The sequence below is a fragment of the Streptomyces sp. NPDC059866 genome (assembly GCF_042731325.1).
GTDB classification, from domain to species: Bacteria; Actinomycetota; Actinomycetes; order Streptomycetales; family Streptomycetaceae; genus Streptomyces; species Streptomyces flavusporus.
In genome coordinates this window covers 1-18,046 of sequence record NZ_JBHWJT010000017.1, presented here as the reverse complement: position 1 = coordinate 18,046, position 18,046 = coordinate 1, and the positions used below count along the sequence as shown (strand labels likewise).

Genomic DNA, 18,046 nt, shown 5'->3' with positions numbered 1-18,046 from the left:
TCAGGCCGCGGCGGTGATGGGTCTGCCGCCCCAGCGGATGCCCTTCTCGCTGCGGATCCGGGCACGTTCCTTGCGCTGGGCCGCGAGGACGTCCGGGTGGCGGGCGTTGGTGTTGCGCCAGCGCAGGTAGGCATGCAGGGCCCGAGTCTGGATGGTGTGGTGGGGGTGGTGGGAGTTGGCGACGGTGAATTGCCGCAGCGGTCCGAAGTGGGCCTCGATCGGGTTGGCCCAGGACGCATAGGTCGGGGTGAAGCACAGCTCGACCCGGTTCTTCTTCGCCCAGCGCCGGATCTGCTCGCCCTTGTGGGCGGACAGGTTGTCCAGGATGACGTAGATCGGGGCGCCGTCCGGGCGGGCCGCGCGGATTGATCTGAGCGCGGCCAGGGTGTTCGCAGCGCCCTTCTTGCGGCGGTTGACGCCCCACAGGGTGTCGTCGCCGACCGAGTAGCAGCCGTGGAAATAGCGAACTCCGTGGGTGCGGTGGTAGGTCGCGGGGTGCCGCTCGGGCCGGCCCTGCTCAGCCCAGCACGACCCGGCGGTGGGCCGGATGCCGAGCGGACCGAACTCATCAAATGCGAACACGCGGTCCGGGAAGCGCTCCAGCACCTCCTCGATGCGGTCGAGCTTGGCGTCGCGCTCGGGGTCGGGCAACTCCTTCCACGTCTTGGTGCGCTGGAAGGTGACGCCGCGGCGGGCGAGCATGCACCGTAACGCCTCCCGGCCGATCCGGATCACGCGGCCGTGCACTTTCCGCAGGTAAGCGGCGAGTTTGCGGATCGACCAGCGGGTGAAGGGCTGGCCGAGCTTGGTCGGGCGGGTGGTGGCCGTCTGGACGACGAAGTCCTCGTCGTCAGGGCTGAGCAGGCGGGGACGGCCTCCCGCCCACCGAGGGTCCAGACAGGCCAGGCCGATCTCGTTGAACCGGTGGATCACATCGCGGACGGTGTCCTCATCGGCCTGTACCAGCTTCGCGATCACCGGCACCCGGTTCCCGCCCGCAGAAGCCAGCAGCATCATCGCGCGCCGAAACCGCACCGAACTGGTGCTTCCCCGGCGCACGATCTGCTGCAGCTTCTGCCCCTCCTGGTCGGTCAACCTGCGCACACGGACAGGCTCAGCCACCGCACCCCCAGCAGTCGGATCGAACGTCACCGCACATCCAACCGCCCGGACCACCGACCCGGCGAACCTATGCGGTCAGAGCACTAGCCGGAGACGCACTCACAGGACAGCGGAACGACTGGCCATCACCGCACCGGCTCTGTCCGGGAGGACGGCTCCTGCAACGGTCACCAACCTGCGGCGCCGGTCCGGCCGCGCCGACGGATTGGACCGGTCCTGGCAGCCAGGTCACCGCGCATGTGAGCGGAGGTGCGGCCCCTTTCACACCTCGTTCCCGCCCTGCGCCGGGACATGTCCGGCTCATCGGTGGCACGTGCACGTCGACGTGCCCACATGCGGACGGTGGACCTGGGCCAGGAGCCACTGGGTGATCGACCGCAATGTCAGCCGCTGTCCCTCTCGTGGGCCGCAGTATCCGCGTCGTCGTGCCGCACCCACTTGGAGTGGTGCCGCGCCGCCCAGGACCGGCTCACGTATCCCGTACGCATCCCGAGCCGCGCCTCGGGATCCTGGTACGCCTTGCGCATGTGCCCGATCAGAACGATCGTGATCGCCCAGGCGAGGCAGTCGTGGATGAAGATGGCGCTCGTGCGGGAGATGAACGGCAGCAGGTCCATGAACCACATAAGAAGTCCGGTGAACATCATCACCAGCACCACGCCGGCGATCCAACCCGCAAAGAGCTTCTGACCCGCGTTGAACTTCCCGGCTGGGCGGGCCTCCGGCGACGTGAGCCGTCTGCGAGCAGCCCTCAGCCACCGTCGGTCGTACACCGCGAAGCGGTTCAGCCGGCTCAGGTCCGCGCGGAAGTCCCGGGAGAAGAGCCCGAGCAGGAAGGGGATCGGCAGACAGATGCCCGACCACTCGTGGACGGTGGCCATGAGGTGGCGGCGGCCGACGAGTTGGGCCAGCGGGCCGAGATACAAGCAGGCCGCGGTGACCAGGCAGATCAGCATGAGCCAGCCGGTCGCCCGGTGGACCATGCGTTCGGCCGGGCTGAACCGGCGCATGCGCCCGCTCCGCTCAGGCTGTTGCATTGCCCCGGTCGGCGTCGTCGAGCCAGCCGTCGACCGCATAACCGCGCTCCTCCCAGTAGCCGGGGACGACCTTCTTGGTGACCGTGATGCCGGACAGCCACTTGGCCGACTTGTAGAAGTACATGGGAGCCACGTAGAGGCGCACCGGCCCTCCGTGCTCGTGGGTGATGGGCTTGTCCTGCATGTTCAGTGCAACCAGGACGTCCGAGCGACGTGCCTGCTCGAGGGTGAGGCTTTCGGTGTAAACGCCGTCGAAACACTTGAACCGGATGGCCGCGCCCTCGGAACGCACTCCGGCGGCGTCGAGGAGGTCCGCGAGCTTCACGCCCTCGAAGGGCGTGTCGTCCACCCGCCATCCGTCCGTGCAGAGGACGTCGGCAACGACTCGTGTCTGGGGCATGGCGCGCAGCTCGGGCAGGGTGTAGGTCTTCGGCCGGTCGACCAGGCCGTCGATCCGGAGTTCGTAGTTCGTCTCGTCCTTGCGCGGTACCGAGCCGACGACGCTGTAGTACCGGAAGCCGCCCGGATTGGGCAGCAACCCGGTCAAACCCGTCGCGTCGACTTGGGAAGCGGCACCCAGGAACCCTTCCCAGCCCCGCTGCAGATAGGGAGCGGCGGCGAGGCCCGCGGCACCCGCGGCGAGCATGCCCAGCATGGCGCGCCGCCCCACCGGTGCGCCGTCGGTGTTCCGCCTCGGCTGTTCTGCCATGTTCCGTCCTCCTGCGATGTCGCAACTGCTCCAGGCACGCGCGTCGTTGATGACGGTCGCGTTCATGCAGCCGAAGGTGGTGTCCGCCGTAACGGAGACGTCGTCCGCCACCGCGCGGCCCGCGTCTGCTCTGCGAGGGACGGGAAGCCCGGGACTGCACGGATGGGCCGGTGACAACTACGGGCAGGGACCGGAGCGTTCGCTCCGGATGCGTCGTGTCGGCACAGGCTGCTCAAGTCCTGGACTTGCGCCGACCCCGAGAATATCACCGGTTCAAGTGGTGACGATACTGGCATGGCCCTCCGGACGGCGTCAACGACAGGCGTCTGGACGGGATGAACTGCACAGCTACACCGGGCCGTCGGCTCAGCCGTCAGGGAATGGGGGCTCTTGTCGCCATGTAAGTAACCCGCCAAAACGGTGACGTGCATCACGCTCATGTCTTCGTCTGTGGCAACCCCGCCCTCGACTTCGCCGCGACCCTGCGCGCGCGACGCTCGGTGCGCTTCGAGATGTTCGCGACGCCGGACCGGCTGGACGCCTGGTACCTGGAGTCCGGACTCGTTGACCGGATCGACCCCGCCGACGACGCCGACGTCCAACACGCCAAGGATGTGCAGGAGGCGATCTACGACCTGAGCACGGCCCGCCGCTTCGGTCAGGAGTACGACGAGAAGGCCCTGCGCCTGCTGAACGGCGCCGCGCGCAAACCTTCGGCAGCGCCTCAGCTCACACCGACCGGACGCTGGACCGAGGCGACCCACGAACAAGCCCTGTCCACCGTCGCCCGGCATGCCATTGAACTGCTCAGCGGTCCGGATGTGCCCCTGATGAAGGAGTGCGGCAATCCTGAGTGCACTCGCGTCTACGTCGACCGCTCACGTGGTGTGCGCCGGCAGTGGTGCGGCATGACCTCCTGCGGGAACAAGTTCAAGGCAGCCGCCTACCGCGCCCGCAAGGCGACCGCTCCTGCGGCAGCCGCTCGCTGAAGCCCGGCGCCGCGCGGAGATGGCGCGCACATCATGACGGCCTGCTGCCTCCCCGTCGCACGGGAGGCAGCAGGCCGTCGGTGGATCGGGCGGAGTCATGGGCACGGCCACATCACTCCGCTCGTCCACAGCACAGGTCAGTGGTGCCGACCACCCAGATGCTCGGCGGTGACGTCGTCACATCCCCCACTCAGTCCGGGAACCGGTCAGTCACGCCTGCTGACCCGGTAGTGGCCGATGCACCACTCACCGTCCATACGACGGAGCACGACCGTGAGAGTGACCGGAATGGCCGGCCGGTCGGTGAAGGGGAAAGCGACGCTGAGGTAACCGAGCAGGACATCTTCGGCGAGGGTACGGATTTCGAGTACCTCGTAGTCGGCCACCAGCCCGAGTGGCTGGGAGTCGTAGTACTCGGCAATCCCGGGGCGTCCGACGCTGTAGGGCCGAAGTCCCTGGAAGATCGCGTCCTCCGTGAAACACCCTGCCACCTGCTGCGGCTCATGTGCATCGACGGCGGTCTTCCAACGGTCCATGACACGGCGCAGGATGGTCAGCTGTGCTTCCGCAGTCTCCATGAAGAGTTCCTCATCTCGCGGGAGAGGGCTGCACACTGCACTCGGGAGCGGGCGTCACCGCTCCCGAACACAGTGCAACACCGGCAACTCAGCTCGCTCGACCGGGGTCGTTGGGATGCGACTGCAGAGGGGTGACCACGGCCACCATCCAGGGCCACAGCGGCAGACTCCCGAGGACCTTCTCACGCAGCTCCACCTCGTCGTCGGCACGCCACACCCCGATGCTGCGCAGCTCTCCGACCGGACGCCACAGCCGGAACAAGTGTCCTTGGGCGGCAAGTTCCTTGGCCCGGACGGCTTCGGCGGCACGGCGCCTGTCGACCTCTGCCTGGTCGGTGCCCTCGGGCACTGTGGTGGCCAACTCGACCAGGAATTCCTTCATGGCCTTGTCCTCTCTCGGATCGGTACGGGGGTCGCCCTCACGAGCGTGGGCTGACGCCGCCGGTCGTCAGGCCGCGGTCTTCAGCGCGCCGGCGATCTGGACGACTCGCTCGGCCTGGATGCGGGCGGCGGCACGCGTGACGTCGTCCACGGGAGTGGTGCCCTGGCCGTCGACGTGAGAGGTGCCGTAGGGGTTGCCGTCGACAAACTTCTGCGGGTCGGTGAAACCGGGAGTGACGGTGATACCGCCGAAGTGGTGGATCGAGTTGTAGAGCGCGAGCAGAGTCGACTCCTGGCCGGCGTGAGCCGTGGCGCTGGAGACGAAGCCGCTGTAGACCTTGTTGACGAGCTTCCCCTCGGCCCACAGGCCGCCCAGCGTGTCGATGAACTGCTTGAGCTGCGCCGAAACGTTGCCGAAGCGGGTCGGCGTGCCGAAGAGCACGGCATCGGCCCATTCGACGTCCTCGGCGGTGGCTTCCGGGATGTCTGCGCTGGCCGTGTGGTGGGCAGCCCAGGCGGGGTTGGACTCGATGGCTGCCTGCGGGGCGAGCTCGGCGACCTTGAGGAGACGGACCTCGGCGCCGGCCTTGACGCCCGCGTCGTGCAGCTCCTTGGCGATCTCCGCAATCGTGCCGGTGGACGAGTAGTGGATGATGGCGAGCTTTATTGGGGTGGCCATGGGAGTGCTCCGTTCGCGGGAAGTACATGGGCGGTGGCGACTAGCCGACCGGTCATCTAAATTAGGTGACCGGTCGGCTAGCGTCAACGCATCCGGTTGTGGGGAGCGACACAGACCCACCCCCTGACCCGCTCCCCGCGTGCAGCTACACGAACCAGGCGCCGCTCCGATCGGGTCGGCGTCGCTCGACTCGACTCGACTCGACTCGACTCGACTCGACTCGACTCGACTCGACTGAAGGATGCCGTACGTCACAGTCGCCCTGGTCCGGGCGCGACAACGAAGTGATCCGAACGACAGTGGCCCTAACCGAGGACCACGTCGAACACCGTGCGGAAGAACGCGTCCACGGGGGCCGCCGACTTGCCGGCCCGCGCCGCGATCAGTGTCCCCTCCCAGGCGCTGAGGATGAACAGCGCGGTGGCCTCAGCATCGAGCTCACCGTCCAGGTCACCCGCCTCCTGCGCCTCGACGAGCACGTGCTGGATACCCTCGCCCCACCGGCCGAAACCACGGTTGACCGCGGCCCGGATCTCCTCGTTGTGGTCGGCCACCTCCGCGCCGAAATTGCCCACCAGGCAGCCGCGGACGAACCCGTTCTCCACCGTGTCCTTGCTCAAGAACTCGAAGTGCGCGCGAAGCCGCTCCAACGGCGGCCTGTCCGACGCCGCGAGCATGTCGAAGCGCAACGTGGCGGCGTACCGGTTCAGCGCCTCCACGGCACTCTCCTCCTTACTGGAGAAGTGGTTGTAGAACGAGCCCTTGGGGACTCCCGCGGCCTGGGTGATGTCGTTGATGCCGGTGGCGTTGAATCCCCGCGCGTGGAACTGCCGGAAAGCCGCCTGCGCGATGTCCTCACGCTTGGATGCTCGCCCCATCTCCCTCACCCTCCGTCCGACATGTCCCGGGCTCCTTGCGGCGAGTCAGCCGGACCTTCGCGGACGCGTGTTGCGGAGATCGACGAGTGACATGTGACGGACGCACTGGCTCCGGAAGTGAAATGACCGACCATATTGTAGTCCGGTGCATAAGGTCCTGCGGCCTCCCCGGCCCGGTGACGCGAGAGCCGCATGAGCCCTCCTGGCTGAGACGTGGCCCGCTGCGCGCATCGGTTGCCCCCTCGATGACGTGCGACGAGGTCGTTCTGCGCGCCCCCATCGCAAGGAGTGAACAGGACGGCCGCGACGGCTGTCCCACGGATCCGGCCCTCGTCGACTTCTGGGCTCCCCCGCTCACCAAGGACGCCGCCGTGGCGCTGCGGCCACTGACCCCCATGTCACTGCTCCCCGGCATGGAGGAGGGCCGACCGCGCGCAGCCCTCGATGTGACCGATCCCGAACCGCCGTCGAAAGGGCATCCCCTGTGGACCGATCCGGGCGTCCTGATCAGTCCGCACGCCGGCGCTCTCACCTCCGCCATGCCACCTCGCGTCAACACGTTGCTCGCCGGTCAGCTGCGCCGTCTCGTCCGTGGAAGAACTGCGGAGCACGATGGGTTAACCTCGGTTAAGACGACCGGTCATTTTTACGGTTGCCATCCTCACCCACGCGGGCCTCACGCAGACACGGTGTGCCGCAAACCGCGGTCGCCCAGGAGGGGCCCACTGCCTGTATGGGCAGCACCACACTCAGGAGCAGTCATGTCCACGTACCAGGCCTTCGAGGCCACCGGCGTTCACAACCTGCAGCTTGTCGAGCGTGATCTGGTCGATCCCGCACCGGGACACGTCCGGTTGCGAGTCGAAGCCTGCGGGGTCTGCCACACCGATGTACTGGCCGTGGAAGGCCTGCGCCAGGACCCCTCGCAGCCCGTCGTCCCTGGGCATGAGATCGTCGGCGTCATCGACGCCGTCGGGGCCGGCGTCACCACCTGGCAGCCCGGCGATCGCGTCGGCGTCGGCTTCCTGAACGGCCAGTGCTGGGAATGCGAGCCGTGCCGCCGAGGCGACTTCGTGAACTGCCGCAACCAGCAGCAGACAGGGACCACGATCGACGGTGGATATGCAGAGGTGGCGTACGCCCGCGCCAGCGGGCTGGTGCGTATACCTGAGGGCATCTCGGCGATCGACGCCGCTCCGCTGCTGTGCGCCGGTCTGACCACCTTCACCGCACTCCAGCAGGGGCCGACGCGGGCCGGCGCCCTGGTCGCCGTACAGGGCATCGGCGGTCTGGGACACCTGGCCCTGCAGTACGCGCGCAGTCTCGGCTACCGGGTCGTCGCCGTGGCGCGGGGCAAGGAGAAGGAGGCGTCCGCCCGGCAGTTGGGCGCCCACGAGTACATCGACAGCAACAGCACCGATCCCGGTGCCGCCCTGAGCGCCCTGGGCGGCGCTTCCCTCATCATCGCCACGGCGTCCAACGGTGCCTCCATGAACCCGCTGGTCCGCGGCCTCGCCCCGAACGGCAAGCTCGTCGTGGTGGGTGCCGCGCCCGACCCCCTGACGATCTCGACCCCCGACCTGATCTTCGGCACTCATTCCGTCGTCGGCAGCCTGACCGGTTCGTCCATCGAGAACGAGGACAACCTTGCCTTCAGCCTCGCCCACGATATCCGCCCCAGCGTCGAGGTCATGCCCTTCTCCCAGGCGCCCGAGGCCTACGAGCGCATGCTGTCGGGCGAGGCCCGCTTCCGTGTGGTGCTCGACGTAGCGGCCTGAGGCAACGGCGGTGCCGGGCGGGACACAACCCACCCGGCACCGCCGTGCGGACCGGCGTCAGGCCCGCCCCTCCGCCCGTCCGCGACACGGGACACATCCCGCACCACCTTCATCCCGCTCCTCGACGCCCCCCAGAACTTCACGACCATGACTGTCCCCGAAGAGGGCACCGTCGTGGCGCGACACGACGTGCGTTCGCGCCAGGCCGCTACCGACCTGGCGGGTCTCGCCGGCAGTCACGAGATCCGCGCGGCCCGGATGAGCCTGATGTCCATCTCCCTCGGCACGGCGGGTCTGGGATGCGCATGGCAGGCAGCGGCGACGACGCACCCGGCCGCGCTGCCGGTCAGCGACCCGTTCTTCACCCTCAGGGGTCTTGTCTGGCCGGTGCTGCTGCTTCCGTACCTGCGGCACGGCGAAGCCAGGTGGCACCACCTCCGCCATCCCGGCCGGAGGTTCGCCCTCGCCTACCTTCCCCTCATCGGCATGCTGATCACCGGTCACTTCTCCCGCGCCGGGACCGGTGCGGCTCGTGGCGCATACGCGGTCCTGGTCCTCCTCGCTGCCCTCATCGCCGTCCGGCTGCAGGCCCATTGACTCACGGGCGGACTCACCACGACTGTGTTGCACCCCGGCTACCTGCCGCCCGTCCCCTCCGCTCCGTTCATCGCGGGCGCCACCGCCTCGACGCTCGGGGTGCCCACCGTCGGCGACTACGCGCATTCGCCGTCGGACGGCTGTACTGGCCGGCCTTCGGCAGCGTCATACTCGGCAGCCTCGTCACCACCGGGCTGCCAGCCGGCCGGTCCGCGCTCACCGTGCTGACCATCCCGTCGGCAACCGGAGGCATCGCCTGGATTCCAGCCCACCAGGGAGCCGTCGACGCAGTCGCCCACGGCTTCGCCGGTGTCCTTCTCTTCACCCTGCTCCTCGTCGCCTTCCTTGTCCCCGAGCTGCGCCAGCCCTCGTTCCATCCCGGCCTGTGGATCTTCAGCTTCCCCGTCGCGGCCTGTACCAGCTTCGCCATCCGCCTGCTCAACGGAACACACGCCTCCGCGGGGTCTGCTCTCACCAGACGGAAACGCCGGACCAGACATCCCCTTGGAGGGTCACAATGAGCACCCCTGATCAGAAGGTCGCCGTCATCACCGGTGCATCCCAGGGCATCGGCACCGGCCTGGTCGACGCGTACCGTCGATTCGGCTACGCGGTCGTCGCCACCTCACGCAGCATCACGCCCTCACAGGACCCCAACGTCATCACCGTTCAGGGCGACATCGCCGACACCGCCACCGCCGAACGCGTGACAAGCGCCGCGATCGAGCGCTTCGGCCGCATCGACACGGTCCAGATCACGACCAGCCTGGTCGACCACGCCAGCTCGGCCCTCCCGTCGGTTCTGGCCTCGCTGACCAAGGGTGGCCTGCAGGCCGCGACCAGGTCCTTGGCCATCGAGTACGCCGGCCGCGGCACCCGCAGCAACGCGGTCGCACTCGGTGTCATCAAGACGCCCATGCACCCGCAGGAGTACCACGACACGCTGGGGGCGATGCACCCGATGGGCCGGATGGGCGAAATCCAGGATGTCGTGGACGCGGTTCTCTATCTGGAGAAGGCCCCGTTCGTCACCGGCGAGATCCTCCACGTCGACGGCGGGCAGAGCGCCGGCCACTGAGGGCCACGTCCCCAGGGCGCCGCGAGTGTGCGGTGCCCTGGGTATGTGCGCGGTTGATCCGAGGCACCGACGTCCCACCGCGCTCCGGCGGGCCACTCACGCCGGCTCACGACAGACCGGAGAGTCGATGCAGAGTCCGGGCGGCGGACTCCTTCCTCGCCTGGCGGTACCCCGTACCGGCCCACAGGTGGATGAGCCTGGTGTCGCCCGCCGCACTGGCGGCCTTGCGCAGTGGGGCGGTGAGGTGGTGGACCGCCGGGTAACTGGCCGGTGCCACGGGGTCGTAGCGGTCGGTGAAGTAGTTGCGCAGCCCACGGGCGGGCCGACCGGTGAAAGCGCGGGTCAGAACGGTGGTGTCGAAGGCAGGGTCCGCCAGGGCCCGCTGGTGAGCGGCGGATGCTCCGCTCTCTTCCGTGCGTAGCAGGACGGTGCCGACCATCGTGGCATCCGCGCCCGCACGCAACGCGGCGGTCACGTCGGCAGCGGTCGCTATGCCGCCGGCGGCGACGAGCGGAAGTGCGGTGGTGCGCCGGACGCTTGCGACCAGGTCGGGCAGCGAGGCGGAGCTCGGCGGGCGGTCGGGGGTGAGCGTGGCCGAGTGCCCACCCGCCGTGGCTGCCTGCACGACCAGCGCGTCCGCTCCCGCCTCTGCCGCGCGGTCGGCCTCTTCGGCCGATGTGACGGTCTGCAGGACCACGGTGCCGGATCGGCGCAGTGCCTCGATGACGGTGCGGTCGGGGATGCCGAAGGTGAACGAGACCCACGGGACCGGCGTCCCGGTGACTACGTCGATCTTCGCCGCCCAGTCGTCGTCGTCCTGCACCGGCGTGACGTCGTTCAGTGTCAGCCCGTAGTGGTCGGCCTCTGGCTGCAACGTGCGAGCGTACTGGCGGTAGGCCTCGGACGAGATGGGCATCGGACCGGGCACGAACAGGTTGACGCCGAAGGGAACGTCCTGTGCCCGGGCGGCGCGTATCTCTTCAGCGAGGGCCGACGCGGTTTTGTAGCCGCCGGCCAGAAAGCCCAAACTGCCCGCACGGGCCGCCGTCGTGACGAGTCCGGGATTGCTCGGGCCGCCGGCCATCGGCGCGGCCAGTACCGGCAACTCGACGCCGATGTCGGACAGCAGTCGGCTCATGCTCAGCTCCTCTTCCGCTCCTGCAACGAACCGTCACGTGCCGTCCCCCGGCCTGTCGTACGGCGCAAACGCCCCCGTCGTTCGGCGAGCGCCGGCATCCTCGTCACGGCGTGCAGAGACGCTAGGCGATACGCGTAGGCCTGTGAAATGCCGGTTAGGCTGGATCTATGCACAACAGGCATCGATGGGCCGCCGAGGGATAGCGCAGACATGGAGGTCGAACTGCGTCACCTGCGGGCCTTCTCCGCTGTGGCCCGTCTCCACTCCTTCTCCCGTGCCGCCCAGGAACTGTCGATCACACAGCCGGCCCTCAGCCGCACGATCGCCCAGCTGGAAGGCGCGCTGAGCGTCCGTCTGCTCGACCGTACGGCGCGCCGCGTCGATCTGACGGATGCCGGCGCGGAGTTCCTGCCGCACGCCGAGCGGGTCCTTTCCACCCTCGGCCAGGCCCTGGCCGCCGCGCGGCGGACGGTCACACTCCGGCTGGGCTTCAGCTGGCTGCTTCCGGACCCCTGGGCGCAGCAGGCCGTGAGCGGCTTCGAAACGGCCACGCACACAACCGTCACTCTCGTCCGCAGCGACGATCCGGTGCAGGCCCTGCTCGGGCGTGCTGTCGACGTCGCGGTGCTCCGCGGCGACGTGACCTCTCCTCGCCCCGTACGGACCGTCCACCTGTACGACGAAACCCGCATCGCCGTATGTGCCCGGCAGTGCGCCCTGGCCGAGCGCGACCGGCTGGACTGGACCGAGGTCAAAGAGTGGCCGTTGGTCGTCAACACCGTGAGCGGCACCACCCGCCCCGACTCCTGGACGGCGGATCAGCGACCGAAACAGATCGTCGAAACCGCGAACTTCGACGAGTGGGTGGAGACGGTGGCCGCCAACCGGGGAATCGGCATCGTGCCGGAGGTGGCGCGGCACCGCACCCCGCACCCCGCTCTCCGATTCGTCGACCTCACCAATGCGCCACCGATCCCGGTGAGCCTCATCCACCTGCCGGATGGTCCTCGTACGCTCATCCGCCGGTTCCTGGAAGCCGCCGTGGCGGCGGTGCCGCCTGAATGCGTGCTCTCGCACGAGTGACCAGTGCCGATGCGCACTCGGCATGAATGCCTCGCCGAAGGCATTTCTCCGAACCGGACCCACATCATTAGCGTGGACGTGTCCGAAATGAAGGAATGCATCAGCGAGGGTGGCGAATGACGAGCACAGAGCTGGCGCGACAGGAGTGCGCGGTCACCGTACTGGGCGGCCCCACGGCAGTGATCGACATCGGTGGCCTCCGCCTCGTGAGCGATCCGACCTTCGACGAGCCCGGCCCGCACGGGTACCTGACCAAGACGGCAGGTCCAGCCGTCGCCGAGAGTTCCCTGGGACCCGTCGACGTCGTACTGGTCAGCCATGACCAGCACCCGGACAACCTGGACGACCGCGGACGGGCGTTCGCGCAGGCCGCCGCTGTGGTCGTCACCGGCCCGCTCTCCGCTGCGCGGCTCGGCGCAGCGGCCGTCGGCCTGTCTCCCTGGACCAGCCACCGCGTCCCGCGCCGGGACGGCGGCGGCGATCTCACGGTCCTCGCGGTGCCGGCGGTGCACGGTCCCGAGGACGGGGAGCGGGACGCCGACGGCAACGTCAATTGCGAGGTCACCGGGTTCGTCCTGTCCGGGAGCGGACTGCCCACGGTCTACATCAGCGGTGACAACGCCTCCATCCGTACGGTGTCGGAGGTGTCCCGCCGCGTCCCAGGCATCGGCGCCGCCCTGCTCCATGCCGGAGCGGCGCGCGTACCCGCGAAGTTCGACGGGCGGCCCCTGTCCATGGACAGCCGCCGGGCCGCCGCGGCGGCCGCGGTGTTGGACGCGGACATCGTCGTACCCGCCCACTACGACGGCTGGACCCATTTTTCCGAGGGACTCGCCGATCTCGAGCTGGCCTTCTACGAAGCGGGGATGTCATCGCTTCTGCGCATTGCCCCGCATGGGTCGTGGGTGAGTTTGCGAGCCTGACACATTACCGAAGAAGAATCTGCACACAAATATCCCACTACCAACCTCCTTGACAAGCGAACTACCTCGACAATTTGATCGAGGGCCCTCACCGGCGGACAAGCACACGTTCACACCCGCCCAGGCGCGCTCGACGAGGGCGGCACGGGCACGCTCGACCAGTGCCTCCCGATGCCCCCCCGTGGCCCTCACCCGCCGGAACCGGCGATGGCCGCGCGGTGCCGTCCGCGCCGACGGTCATGACACCCCATTCCAGGGAGACGGACGGCGCTGCAGGCGGTGACTGTCCTCTTCCAGGCGCCGTGAACGTACGCAACGGCATTGTTCTGCCCCGGCTGGGGCGACGAGCCGCCGGCCAGCGCCGGCAACGTCGTCCACCGGCATCATCAGAGACATGCACCAGCCATCGCCCGCACGCCAGGCACGTGATCGTGTCTGGCGGGGCATGCCATGTACGCCCTGTTTCACGTAACAAGGTGCGCCCGCCTACCGGCTGAGGGCCTGGCCCGCCGGAAGGCAAGGAGGTACGCCGGGGGCGAGCGGCGGAGGGCGGTCCCCCGGCATTCGAGAACTGCCGCTCCACAGGGGCGGAGTGAACCACGTCCGCCGTCGGCTCGTGTCCCTGGTGACAGGCATGGTGAGTTAACTGCACCTTCTTGCGGTCGTTGGGCATTGCGATGTCCGACTGCCCAAGGAGTTCTGTGTGACCGCACACCTACGCAACGAGCTGATGGAGGGGCGGGCCGTCCTGCCCCGCACCGGCTCGGTCGTTCAGCTGGAGACCCAGCACCCGCCGTACGCCGTACTTGGCCCTGACGGACAGCCGGTCGAGTCGGTGACGCCCTACCTGCGGGATCTCGCTCTGAACGACAACAGCCCAGCGACCAGCCGTAGTTATGCCAATGACCTGCTGCGGTGGTTCCGGTTCCTGTGGGTGCTGAACGTAACCTGGGACAAGGCGACGGAAGGGGAGGTGGCAGTGATAGTGGGATGGCTTCGTACAGCACCGAATCCGCAGCGCCGCCGCACCCGACCGGACGCGCCGCAGCCCGGCTCGGTCAACCCCCGCACCGGCAAGCGGTACCTCAAGGCCGGCTACGCCCCAGCGACGATCAACCACGCCCTGACCGTGGTGGCCAGCTTCTACGACTTCCACCGCGACCTGGGCAACGGACCGTTGATGAATCCGGTGCCGGTCTCAGAGGCACGGCGCCGGGCTCTGGCCCACCGCAGCCCGGCGGAGGCCACGCCGGCCTTCCGCCGCTCCCGTCTCCGTCAGCGTGTCCCGGCCACCGAGCCCAGGGCCATCCCGGACGCGATGTGGGGCGAGTTCTTCGCGGCCATGAACCACGACCGGGACCGCGCCGCGGTGCTGCTCTACGTCTCCAGCGGCGCCCGCGCCTCCGAGCTGCTCGGAGTCACCCCGGCCGACGTCGACTGGCCGGCCCAGATCGTCTACGTCGTCTCCAAGGGCACGAAACTGCGCGAGCCGATCCCGGCGAGCCCGCAGGCTCTGGTGGTGCTGGCCGCTTACCTCGACGCGATGGGCATGCCCGCCCCGCACGAGCCGGTCTTCCGCACCCGCCGCGGCCCGGACAAGCCGCTCACCTACTGGGCGAGCAGAGCGTGCAGGAGGAGCCGCGCCTGGTACGGGCCGAGGTCTCCTGCGCCGATGAGTCCTCGTCCGAGGAGGTCCTTCTCTGAGCCGGGGAAGCCGTACGTGTCGGACAGGACGGGTCCGTTGCCGATGCGGGAGGCGAGGACCACGGGGATGCGGGACGCGAGCTTGGTGAGCCCCTCGACGAGGCGCTCCGGGACGTGACCGACGCCGAAGGCCGCGACCACGAGTCCGTCGCAGTTGCCGTCCCACAGGTCGAGCAGGGTGCCGTCGTCGTCGAGGGTGACGGTGTAGAGCCCGACGCGCGCCTCACGGTCGGGGGCGCCGACCAGCGGTCCGCGGGACGGCAGGCCGCCCACCATCCGCACCCGATTCTCCGCGATCCGCGCGATCGGGCCGCTTGCTGGTGAGGTGAAGGCGGCGGGGCTGGTGGTGTGGGACTTGCGGACCGTCCGGGCCGAGTGGATCTCGTCACCAAGGACGACGAGGCAGCCGGCGCCGCTGAGTCCGGGAGCGGCGGCGGCCAGGACTGCGGCATAGAGGTTGGCCGGACCGTCGGCACCGGGCAGGGTGGGGTTCCGCGTCGCGCCGGTGACGACGACCGGCTGCTCGTGACCGTGGTAGAGGTCGAGGAAGAAGGCGGTCTCTTCGATGGTGTCGGTGCCTTGGGTGATGACGACGCCGTCGACGTCTCCGGTCTCCAGCTCCGCCGTGATCGCGGCCGACAGTGCGGTGAGGTCCTCGAAGGTCACGGAGGCGCCAGGCAGACGCCGGAAGTCCCGAACCTTGAGGCCGATACCGCTCGTGGCCAGGGCGGGTACCGCGGCGATGAGTTCGTGGGCCGAGAGCGCGGGTACAACGCCTCCGGTGGTGGGATCCGTGGTCATGGCGATCGTGCCGCCGAGGGAGAAGACCGACACGTTCCTGACCGACTCCGTCATATTCCCTGCTTCCCTGTCCGGATGCCGCCTCCCACCCGCCCCGCCACGAATCGGGCCTGCCCGCGAACGCGCTGATCGTGCATGAGCGGTGCCGCCACGGGAGTACTGCCTGCCAGGGACAGCGCGACAGGGTGAGTCCCCGGTGGGGGCGATGACTGGCCGACCGGCTAGCGCAGGTCGCGGGTCATCGATGTGAACACCGGGGAGTCGGGGAACGGCTGCTGACGGCCGACGGCCCGGTAGCCCCATGCCTCATACACCGCCTGCACTGCGCCGTTGCCGGCGGTCGGGTTCACCAGAAGGGTTACCCGCTGCTCGGTGCGCTGCGAGAGCCATTCCTCGTGGATCTGCCAGGCGATGCCGCGCCCTCGCCACGGTTTGCGGACCACGATCTCGTTGAGCGCCACCGTCCGCTTGCCGTCCTCCTCGGTGTACCCCTGCGGCAATTCGGTGATCATGGCGGACCACCAGCGGGTGTCCCTGCCGAGGGGGACACCGAACGCGAAACCGACGGCGTCGCCACTCTCGTAGCCAACGACGGCACTCCAGCCGGGCCGGGATGCGTAGGACGACAAACGCTCATCGAAGCGCTCGACTTCATAGAACGGCCCGATGAGCCCGAAGTCACGGTGGCGGACCTCGGCGTGAATGTCGAGGAGGGTCTGCCGAAACTCGGGCAGCTGCTCGGCGGTGTAGTGCCTGATCTCGACCGTCACGACAGGGTGCCTCCTACGTACTGTTCGGTCCAATCAGCGGTCCACCGCGTTGCTGGAGCGGCAGCTTGCAGTTCTCGGGTGAAGCCGTCCAGCAGCCGGGCGGTGCGTCCGGTCAGTGAACCACTGGCTTTGGCTGGCAGTACAGAAAGGGCCGTGGTGTAAGCCTGCTCGACATCGTCCTGGCGAAGTTGGGCGAGAGCCAAGTGCGTGCGGTAGTAAACGGCGTTGCGGGTGAAATCGGGCCGGAGCCGGGACAGCGTGCGGTGCAGGCATGCCTCGGCCTCGTCATGCATCCCCAGACGGCTGTAGGTAAGGGCGGCGAGCCCGGTGAGCTCCGCCGCGTCGAAGAACCCGGTCCACGCCGGGCGCCGCTCATCCGGGTCAGCTGCGTCAAAGGCGGAGCGGGCATGCTCGACGCTGCGGAGCGCGGAGCTGCGCTCCCCGACGATGGCCTGGATGCCCGCGAGACGGGCGGCGGCGAGCGAGCGGTACAGCGGATCGCGACGACATGCGGCGGAGGCCCGCCCGGCCTGGACGGCAGCCAGGGCATCGTGGTTGCGCTGCTGTTGGTGGGTGAGGATCGCGGCGTGCCCCCACAGGCGCAGCATAATGTCGGCGTGCCCGGAAAGCCCAGCGAGGGTCATGGCACGGTCGAGGTGTCGAGCGGCCCGATCGGGGGCGTAGTCGTCGATGGCCGCCCACAGGGCGGTGCCAGTGAAGGCAGCTGCCAGGTAGTACAGGCGGGCTCGGACGCGTTGGCTGGCGGCGGCAACGGACTGGAGTTCCATCGCATGGTGGGCGAAGGCGAGCGCGCGGGTCTCCAGACTGATGGTGCCGCCGTGCGCATTGTCGGCTGCAACGAGTTCGGTGAAGGCGGTCTCTAGACGGTCCGCATCCGACATACCGATGCGCCGGTAGGCGCTGGCTGAAGCCGCAGGGAGTGCAGCTGCTGCGACCAGGCCGGCCGCGGTGCTGGCAAAAGTGCGTCGCCGCACGGGGTCCTCCGATGGTGCAGGTGGGGCGGTGGTTCGGCGCTTGGGTCTGATGAACCCGAGCTCCTCCACGGGGCATCCGAATTCTTCTTCGAGAGCGCGTCGTTGTCGCGCCTGCGGCCACCGTGTTTTTCCGGTGAGCCAGTTCCTGATGTGACGGTCCTGGAGTGTGCCGTGGGTGCCGGTGAAGGACGCGATGCGCTGGTTCAGGGCCTCGGCGAGTTCGTGCTGCTTGAGCCCCGCGGACTCCATCCGGGCAGCGAGTAACACGTTGTCCACCATGTCCCAACGGTAGCGGCTGCATGAGATGACTACTCATCAGGCGAGCAAAAATTACCGGTTGTTGGCGAGACGACGGCTTCCGGGATTACCTGGCTGCGCTCCCTTTGCGGCGGTTACCTGGTCGACATGCGCCGCTGCTCAGACACAGGCGCCGGACTTGCCGCCGATGAGGGGACCAGCGACCGTGAACACGACGGACGTCGAGGCACAGCAGGAGCTAACAGCCGCCCCTGCCGTGCAGGAGTGGACGCTGCACTATTCGATGGTGGCAGGCGTGGTGCGGTTGGCCCGCATCCACACCCGCCGCCAGCTGACGGTCATGCGGTGGGCTGGCGACGTGGACAACGCTGCGCTCGTCGTCTCGGAGCTCGTCACCAACGCCATACGGCACGGTCAGCTGCCCGGCCGCGAGCTGACGCTGCGCCTGGCAGTGCTAGTGGCTCGTCACGCAGCCTTGGCCGGGTAATGAGTCCATGATCGGATCGGTGAGTCGGGGGCGAAGGTGGTCTTCGGTTCGGCGCGCGTGT

General features: G+C 68.6%; 19 protein-coding genes and 1 pseudogene. 8 read left to right on the top strand and 12 right to left on the bottom strand.

All coding sequences use genetic code 11. The annotated features are described in order from the left end of the window. The 3 genes from ACFV7R_RS25630 to ACFV7R_RS25620 all read right to left on the bottom strand — a co-directional run bounded on the left by ACFV7R_RS25630 (position 1) and on the right by ACFV7R_RS25620 (position 2,814). Complete coding sequence (locus ACFV7R_RS25630; protein ID WP_385267384.1) at positions 1–1,122, bottom strand: IS630 family transposase; 1,122 nt, start codon at positions 1,120–1,122, stop codon at positions 1–3. Between the two features lie 383 nt (positions 1,123–1,505). Continuing rightward, on the bottom strand, positions 1,506–2,198 hold the full coding sequence (locus ACFV7R_RS25625) for a cytochrome b/b6 domain-containing protein (RefSeq protein ID WP_385267381.1): 693 nt from the start codon (positions 2,196–2,198) through the stop codon (positions 1,506–1,508). After that, entirely contained in the window at positions 2,146–2,814 is a 669-nt protein-coding gene (locus ACFV7R_RS25620; protein WP_385267772.1) for a molybdopterin-dependent oxidoreductase, read from the bottom strand. The genes ACFV7R_RS25625 and ACFV7R_RS25620 overlap by 53 nt, the downstream gene beginning before the upstream one ends. 479 nt (positions 2,815–3,293) lie before the next feature. On the opposite strand from ACFV7R_RS25620, the gene ACFV7R_RS25615 reads away from it, so the two are divergent. Next, positions 3,294–3,857 carry a CGNR zinc finger domain-containing protein gene (locus tag ACFV7R_RS25615; protein ID WP_385267379.1) on the top strand — a complete coding sequence of 188 codons (564 nt, stop codon included), beginning with the start codon at positions 3,294–3,296 and terminating at the stop codon, positions 3,855–3,857. 206 nt (positions 3,858–4,063) lie between these two features. On the opposite strand, the gene ACFV7R_RS25610 is transcribed toward ACFV7R_RS25615, so the two are convergent. The 4 genes from ACFV7R_RS25610 to ACFV7R_RS25595 all read right to left on the bottom strand — a co-directional run bounded on the left by ACFV7R_RS25610 (position 4,064) and on the right by ACFV7R_RS25595 (position 6,373). Then, complete coding sequence (locus ACFV7R_RS25610) at positions 4,064–4,435, bottom strand: SgcJ/EcaC family oxidoreductase (RefSeq protein WP_385267377.1); 372 nt, start codon at positions 4,433–4,435, stop codon at positions 4,064–4,066. Positions 4,436–4,523: 88 nt separating this feature from the next. Then, a complete protein-coding gene (locus ACFV7R_RS25605) occupies positions 4,524–4,817 on the bottom strand; it encodes a muconolactone Delta-isomerase family protein (RefSeq protein ID WP_385267375.1) in 294 nt (97 codons plus the stop codon). 66 nt (positions 4,818–4,883) lie between these two features. Further along, a complete protein-coding gene (wrbA, locus tag ACFV7R_RS25600) occupies positions 4,884–5,495 on the bottom strand; it encodes an NAD(P)H:quinone oxidoreductase type IV (RefSeq protein ID WP_385267373.1) in 612 nt (203 codons plus the stop codon). 305 nt (positions 5,496–5,800) lie between these two features. Beyond that, positions 5,801–6,373, bottom strand: a complete 573-nt coding sequence (locus ACFV7R_RS25595; protein WP_385267370.1) for a TetR family transcriptional regulator C-terminal domain-containing protein — start codon at positions 6,371–6,373, stop codon at positions 5,801–5,803. On the opposite strand from ACFV7R_RS25595, the pseudogene ACFV7R_RS25590 reads away from it, so the two are divergent. The 3 genes and pseudogenes from ACFV7R_RS25590 to ACFV7R_RS25580 all read left to right on the top strand — a co-directional run. Continuing rightward, positions 6,361–6,885: pseudogene (locus ACFV7R_RS25590) on the top strand (hypothetical protein); the annotation flags it as partial. The gene ACFV7R_RS25595 and the pseudogene ACFV7R_RS25590 overlap by 13 nt on opposite strands. 249 nt (positions 6,886–7,134) lie before the next feature. Continuing rightward, positions 7,135–8,151, top strand: a complete 1,017-nt coding sequence (locus ACFV7R_RS25585) for an alcohol dehydrogenase (RefSeq protein ID WP_385267770.1) — start codon at positions 7,135–7,137, stop codon at positions 8,149–8,151. A 147-nt stretch (positions 8,152–8,298) separates the two neighbouring features. Next, positions 8,299–8,748 (top strand): hypothetical protein, encoded by a 450-nt coding sequence (locus tag ACFV7R_RS25580; protein WP_385267368.1) that lies wholly within the window; start codon positions 8,299–8,301, stop codon positions 8,746–8,748. A gap of 116 nt (positions 8,749–8,864) precedes the next feature. Here ACFV7R_RS25580 and ACFV7R_RS25575 read toward each other — a convergent pair whose 3' ends face one another. After that, complete coding sequence (locus tag ACFV7R_RS25575; protein ID WP_385267366.1) at positions 8,865–9,125, bottom strand: hypothetical protein; 261 nt, start codon at positions 9,123–9,125, stop codon at positions 8,865–8,867. 140 nt (positions 9,126–9,265) lie between these two features. Here ACFV7R_RS25575 and ACFV7R_RS25570 point away from each other — a divergent pair, with 140 nt between their 5' ends. Then, the gene (locus ACFV7R_RS25570) at positions 9,266–9,826 is read left to right on the top strand and encodes an SDR family NAD(P)-dependent oxidoreductase (protein WP_385267363.1); all 561 of its coding nucleotides are present in this window, start codon (positions 9,266–9,268) and stop codon (positions 9,824–9,826) included. A 106-nt stretch (positions 9,827–9,932) separates the two neighbouring features. On the opposite strand, the gene ACFV7R_RS25565 is transcribed toward ACFV7R_RS25570, so the two are convergent. Next, positions 9,933–10,964 (bottom strand): nitronate monooxygenase, encoded by a 1,032-nt coding sequence (locus ACFV7R_RS25565; RefSeq protein WP_385267361.1) that lies wholly within the window; start codon positions 10,962–10,964, stop codon positions 9,933–9,935. Between the two features lie 210 nt (positions 10,965–11,174). Here ACFV7R_RS25565 and ACFV7R_RS25560 point away from each other — a divergent pair, with 210 nt between their 5' ends. Next, positions 11,175–12,047: a LysR family transcriptional regulator gene (locus ACFV7R_RS25560; protein ID WP_385267358.1), complete on the top strand. Its 873-nt coding sequence runs from the start codon at positions 11,175–11,177 to the stop codon at positions 12,045–12,047. 116 nt (positions 12,048–12,163) lie between these two features. Then, positions 12,164–12,970 (top strand): MBL fold metallo-hydrolase, encoded by an 807-nt coding sequence (locus tag ACFV7R_RS25555; protein ID WP_385267356.1) that lies wholly within the window; start codon positions 12,164–12,166, stop codon positions 12,968–12,970. 1,608 nt (positions 12,971–14,578) lie between these two features. On the opposite strand, the gene ACFV7R_RS25550 is transcribed toward ACFV7R_RS25555, so the two are convergent. The 3 genes from ACFV7R_RS25550 to ACFV7R_RS25540 all read right to left on the bottom strand — a co-directional run bounded on the left by ACFV7R_RS25550 (position 14,579) and on the right by ACFV7R_RS25540 (position 17,519). Continuing rightward, complete coding sequence (locus ACFV7R_RS25550; protein WP_385267354.1) at positions 14,579–15,529, bottom strand: asparaginase; 951 nt, start codon at positions 15,527–15,529, stop codon at positions 14,579–14,581. 167 nt (positions 15,530–15,696) lie between these two features. Then, a complete protein-coding gene (locus tag ACFV7R_RS25545; RefSeq protein WP_385267351.1) occupies positions 15,697–16,245 on the bottom strand; it encodes a GNAT family N-acetyltransferase in 549 nt (182 codons plus the stop codon). Beyond that, a complete protein-coding gene (locus tag ACFV7R_RS25540; RefSeq protein WP_385267349.1) occupies positions 16,242–17,519 on the bottom strand; it encodes a Tat pathway signal protein in 1,278 nt (425 codons plus the stop codon). Before ACFV7R_RS25540 ends, ACFV7R_RS25545 begins: the two co-directional genes overlap by 4 nt. Positions 17,520–17,703: 184 nt before the next feature. Between ACFV7R_RS25540 and ACFV7R_RS25535 the strand changes: the two genes are divergently transcribed. Further along, the gene (locus ACFV7R_RS25535) at positions 17,704–17,985 is read left to right on the top strand and encodes a hypothetical protein (protein WP_385267346.1); all 282 of its coding nucleotides are present in this window, start codon (positions 17,704–17,706) and stop codon (positions 17,983–17,985) included. Positions 17,986–18,046 lie beyond the last annotated feature (61 nt).

Coding starts and splice junctions, on each gene's coding strand:
- ACFV7R_RS25625 (WP_385267381.1), bottom strand. CDS start 2,198: ATGCGGTCGACGGCTGGCTCGACGACGCCGACCGGGGCAATGCAACAG.
- ACFV7R_RS25620 (WP_385267772.1), bottom strand. CDS start 2,814: ATGCTGGGCATGCTCGCCGCGGGTGCCGCGGGCCTCGCCGCCGCTCCC.
- ACFV7R_RS25610 (WP_385267377.1), bottom strand. CDS start 4,435: ATGGAGACTGCGGAAGCACAGCTGACCATCCTGCGCCGTGTCATGGAC.
- ACFV7R_RS25605 (WP_385267375.1), bottom strand. CDS start 4,817: ATGAAGGAATTCCTGGTCGAGTTGGCCACCACAGTGCCCGAGGGCACC.
- wrbA (WP_385267373.1), bottom strand. CDS start 5,495: ATGGCCACCCCAATAAAGCTCGCCATCATCCACTACTCGTCCACCGGC.
- ACFV7R_RS25595 (WP_385267370.1), bottom strand. CDS start 6,373: ATGGGGCGAGCATCCAAGCGTGAGGACATCGCGCAGGCGGCTTTCCGG.
- ACFV7R_RS25585 (WP_385267770.1), top strand. CDS start 7,135: ATGTCCACGTACCAGGCCTTCGAGGCCACCGGCGTTCACAACCTGCAG.
- ACFV7R_RS25580 (WP_385267368.1), top strand. CDS start 8,299: ATGACTGTCCCCGAAGAGGGCACCGTCGTGGCGCGACACGACGTGCGT.
- ACFV7R_RS25575 (WP_385267366.1), bottom strand. CDS start 9,125: ATGGAACGAGGGCTGGCGCAGCTCGGGGACAAGGAAGGCGACGAGGAG.
- ACFV7R_RS25570 (WP_385267363.1), top strand. CDS start 9,266: ATGAGCACCCCTGATCAGAAGGTCGCCGTCATCACCGGTGCATCCCAG.
- ACFV7R_RS25565 (WP_385267361.1), bottom strand. CDS start 10,964: ATGAGCCGACTGCTGTCCGACATCGGCGTCGAGTTGCCGGTACTGGCC.
- ACFV7R_RS25560 (WP_385267358.1), top strand. CDS start 11,175: ATGGAGGTCGAACTGCGTCACCTGCGGGCCTTCTCCGCTGTGGCCCGT.
- ACFV7R_RS25555 (WP_385267356.1), top strand. CDS start 12,164: ATGACGAGCACAGAGCTGGCGCGACAGGAGTGCGCGGTCACCGTACTG.
- ACFV7R_RS25550 (WP_385267354.1), bottom strand. CDS start 15,529: ATGACGGAGTCGGTCAGGAACGTGTCGGTCTTCTCCCTCGGCGGCACG.
- ACFV7R_RS25540 (WP_385267349.1), bottom strand. CDS start 17,519: ATGGTGGACAACGTGTTACTCGCTGCCCGGATGGAGTCCGCGGGGCTC.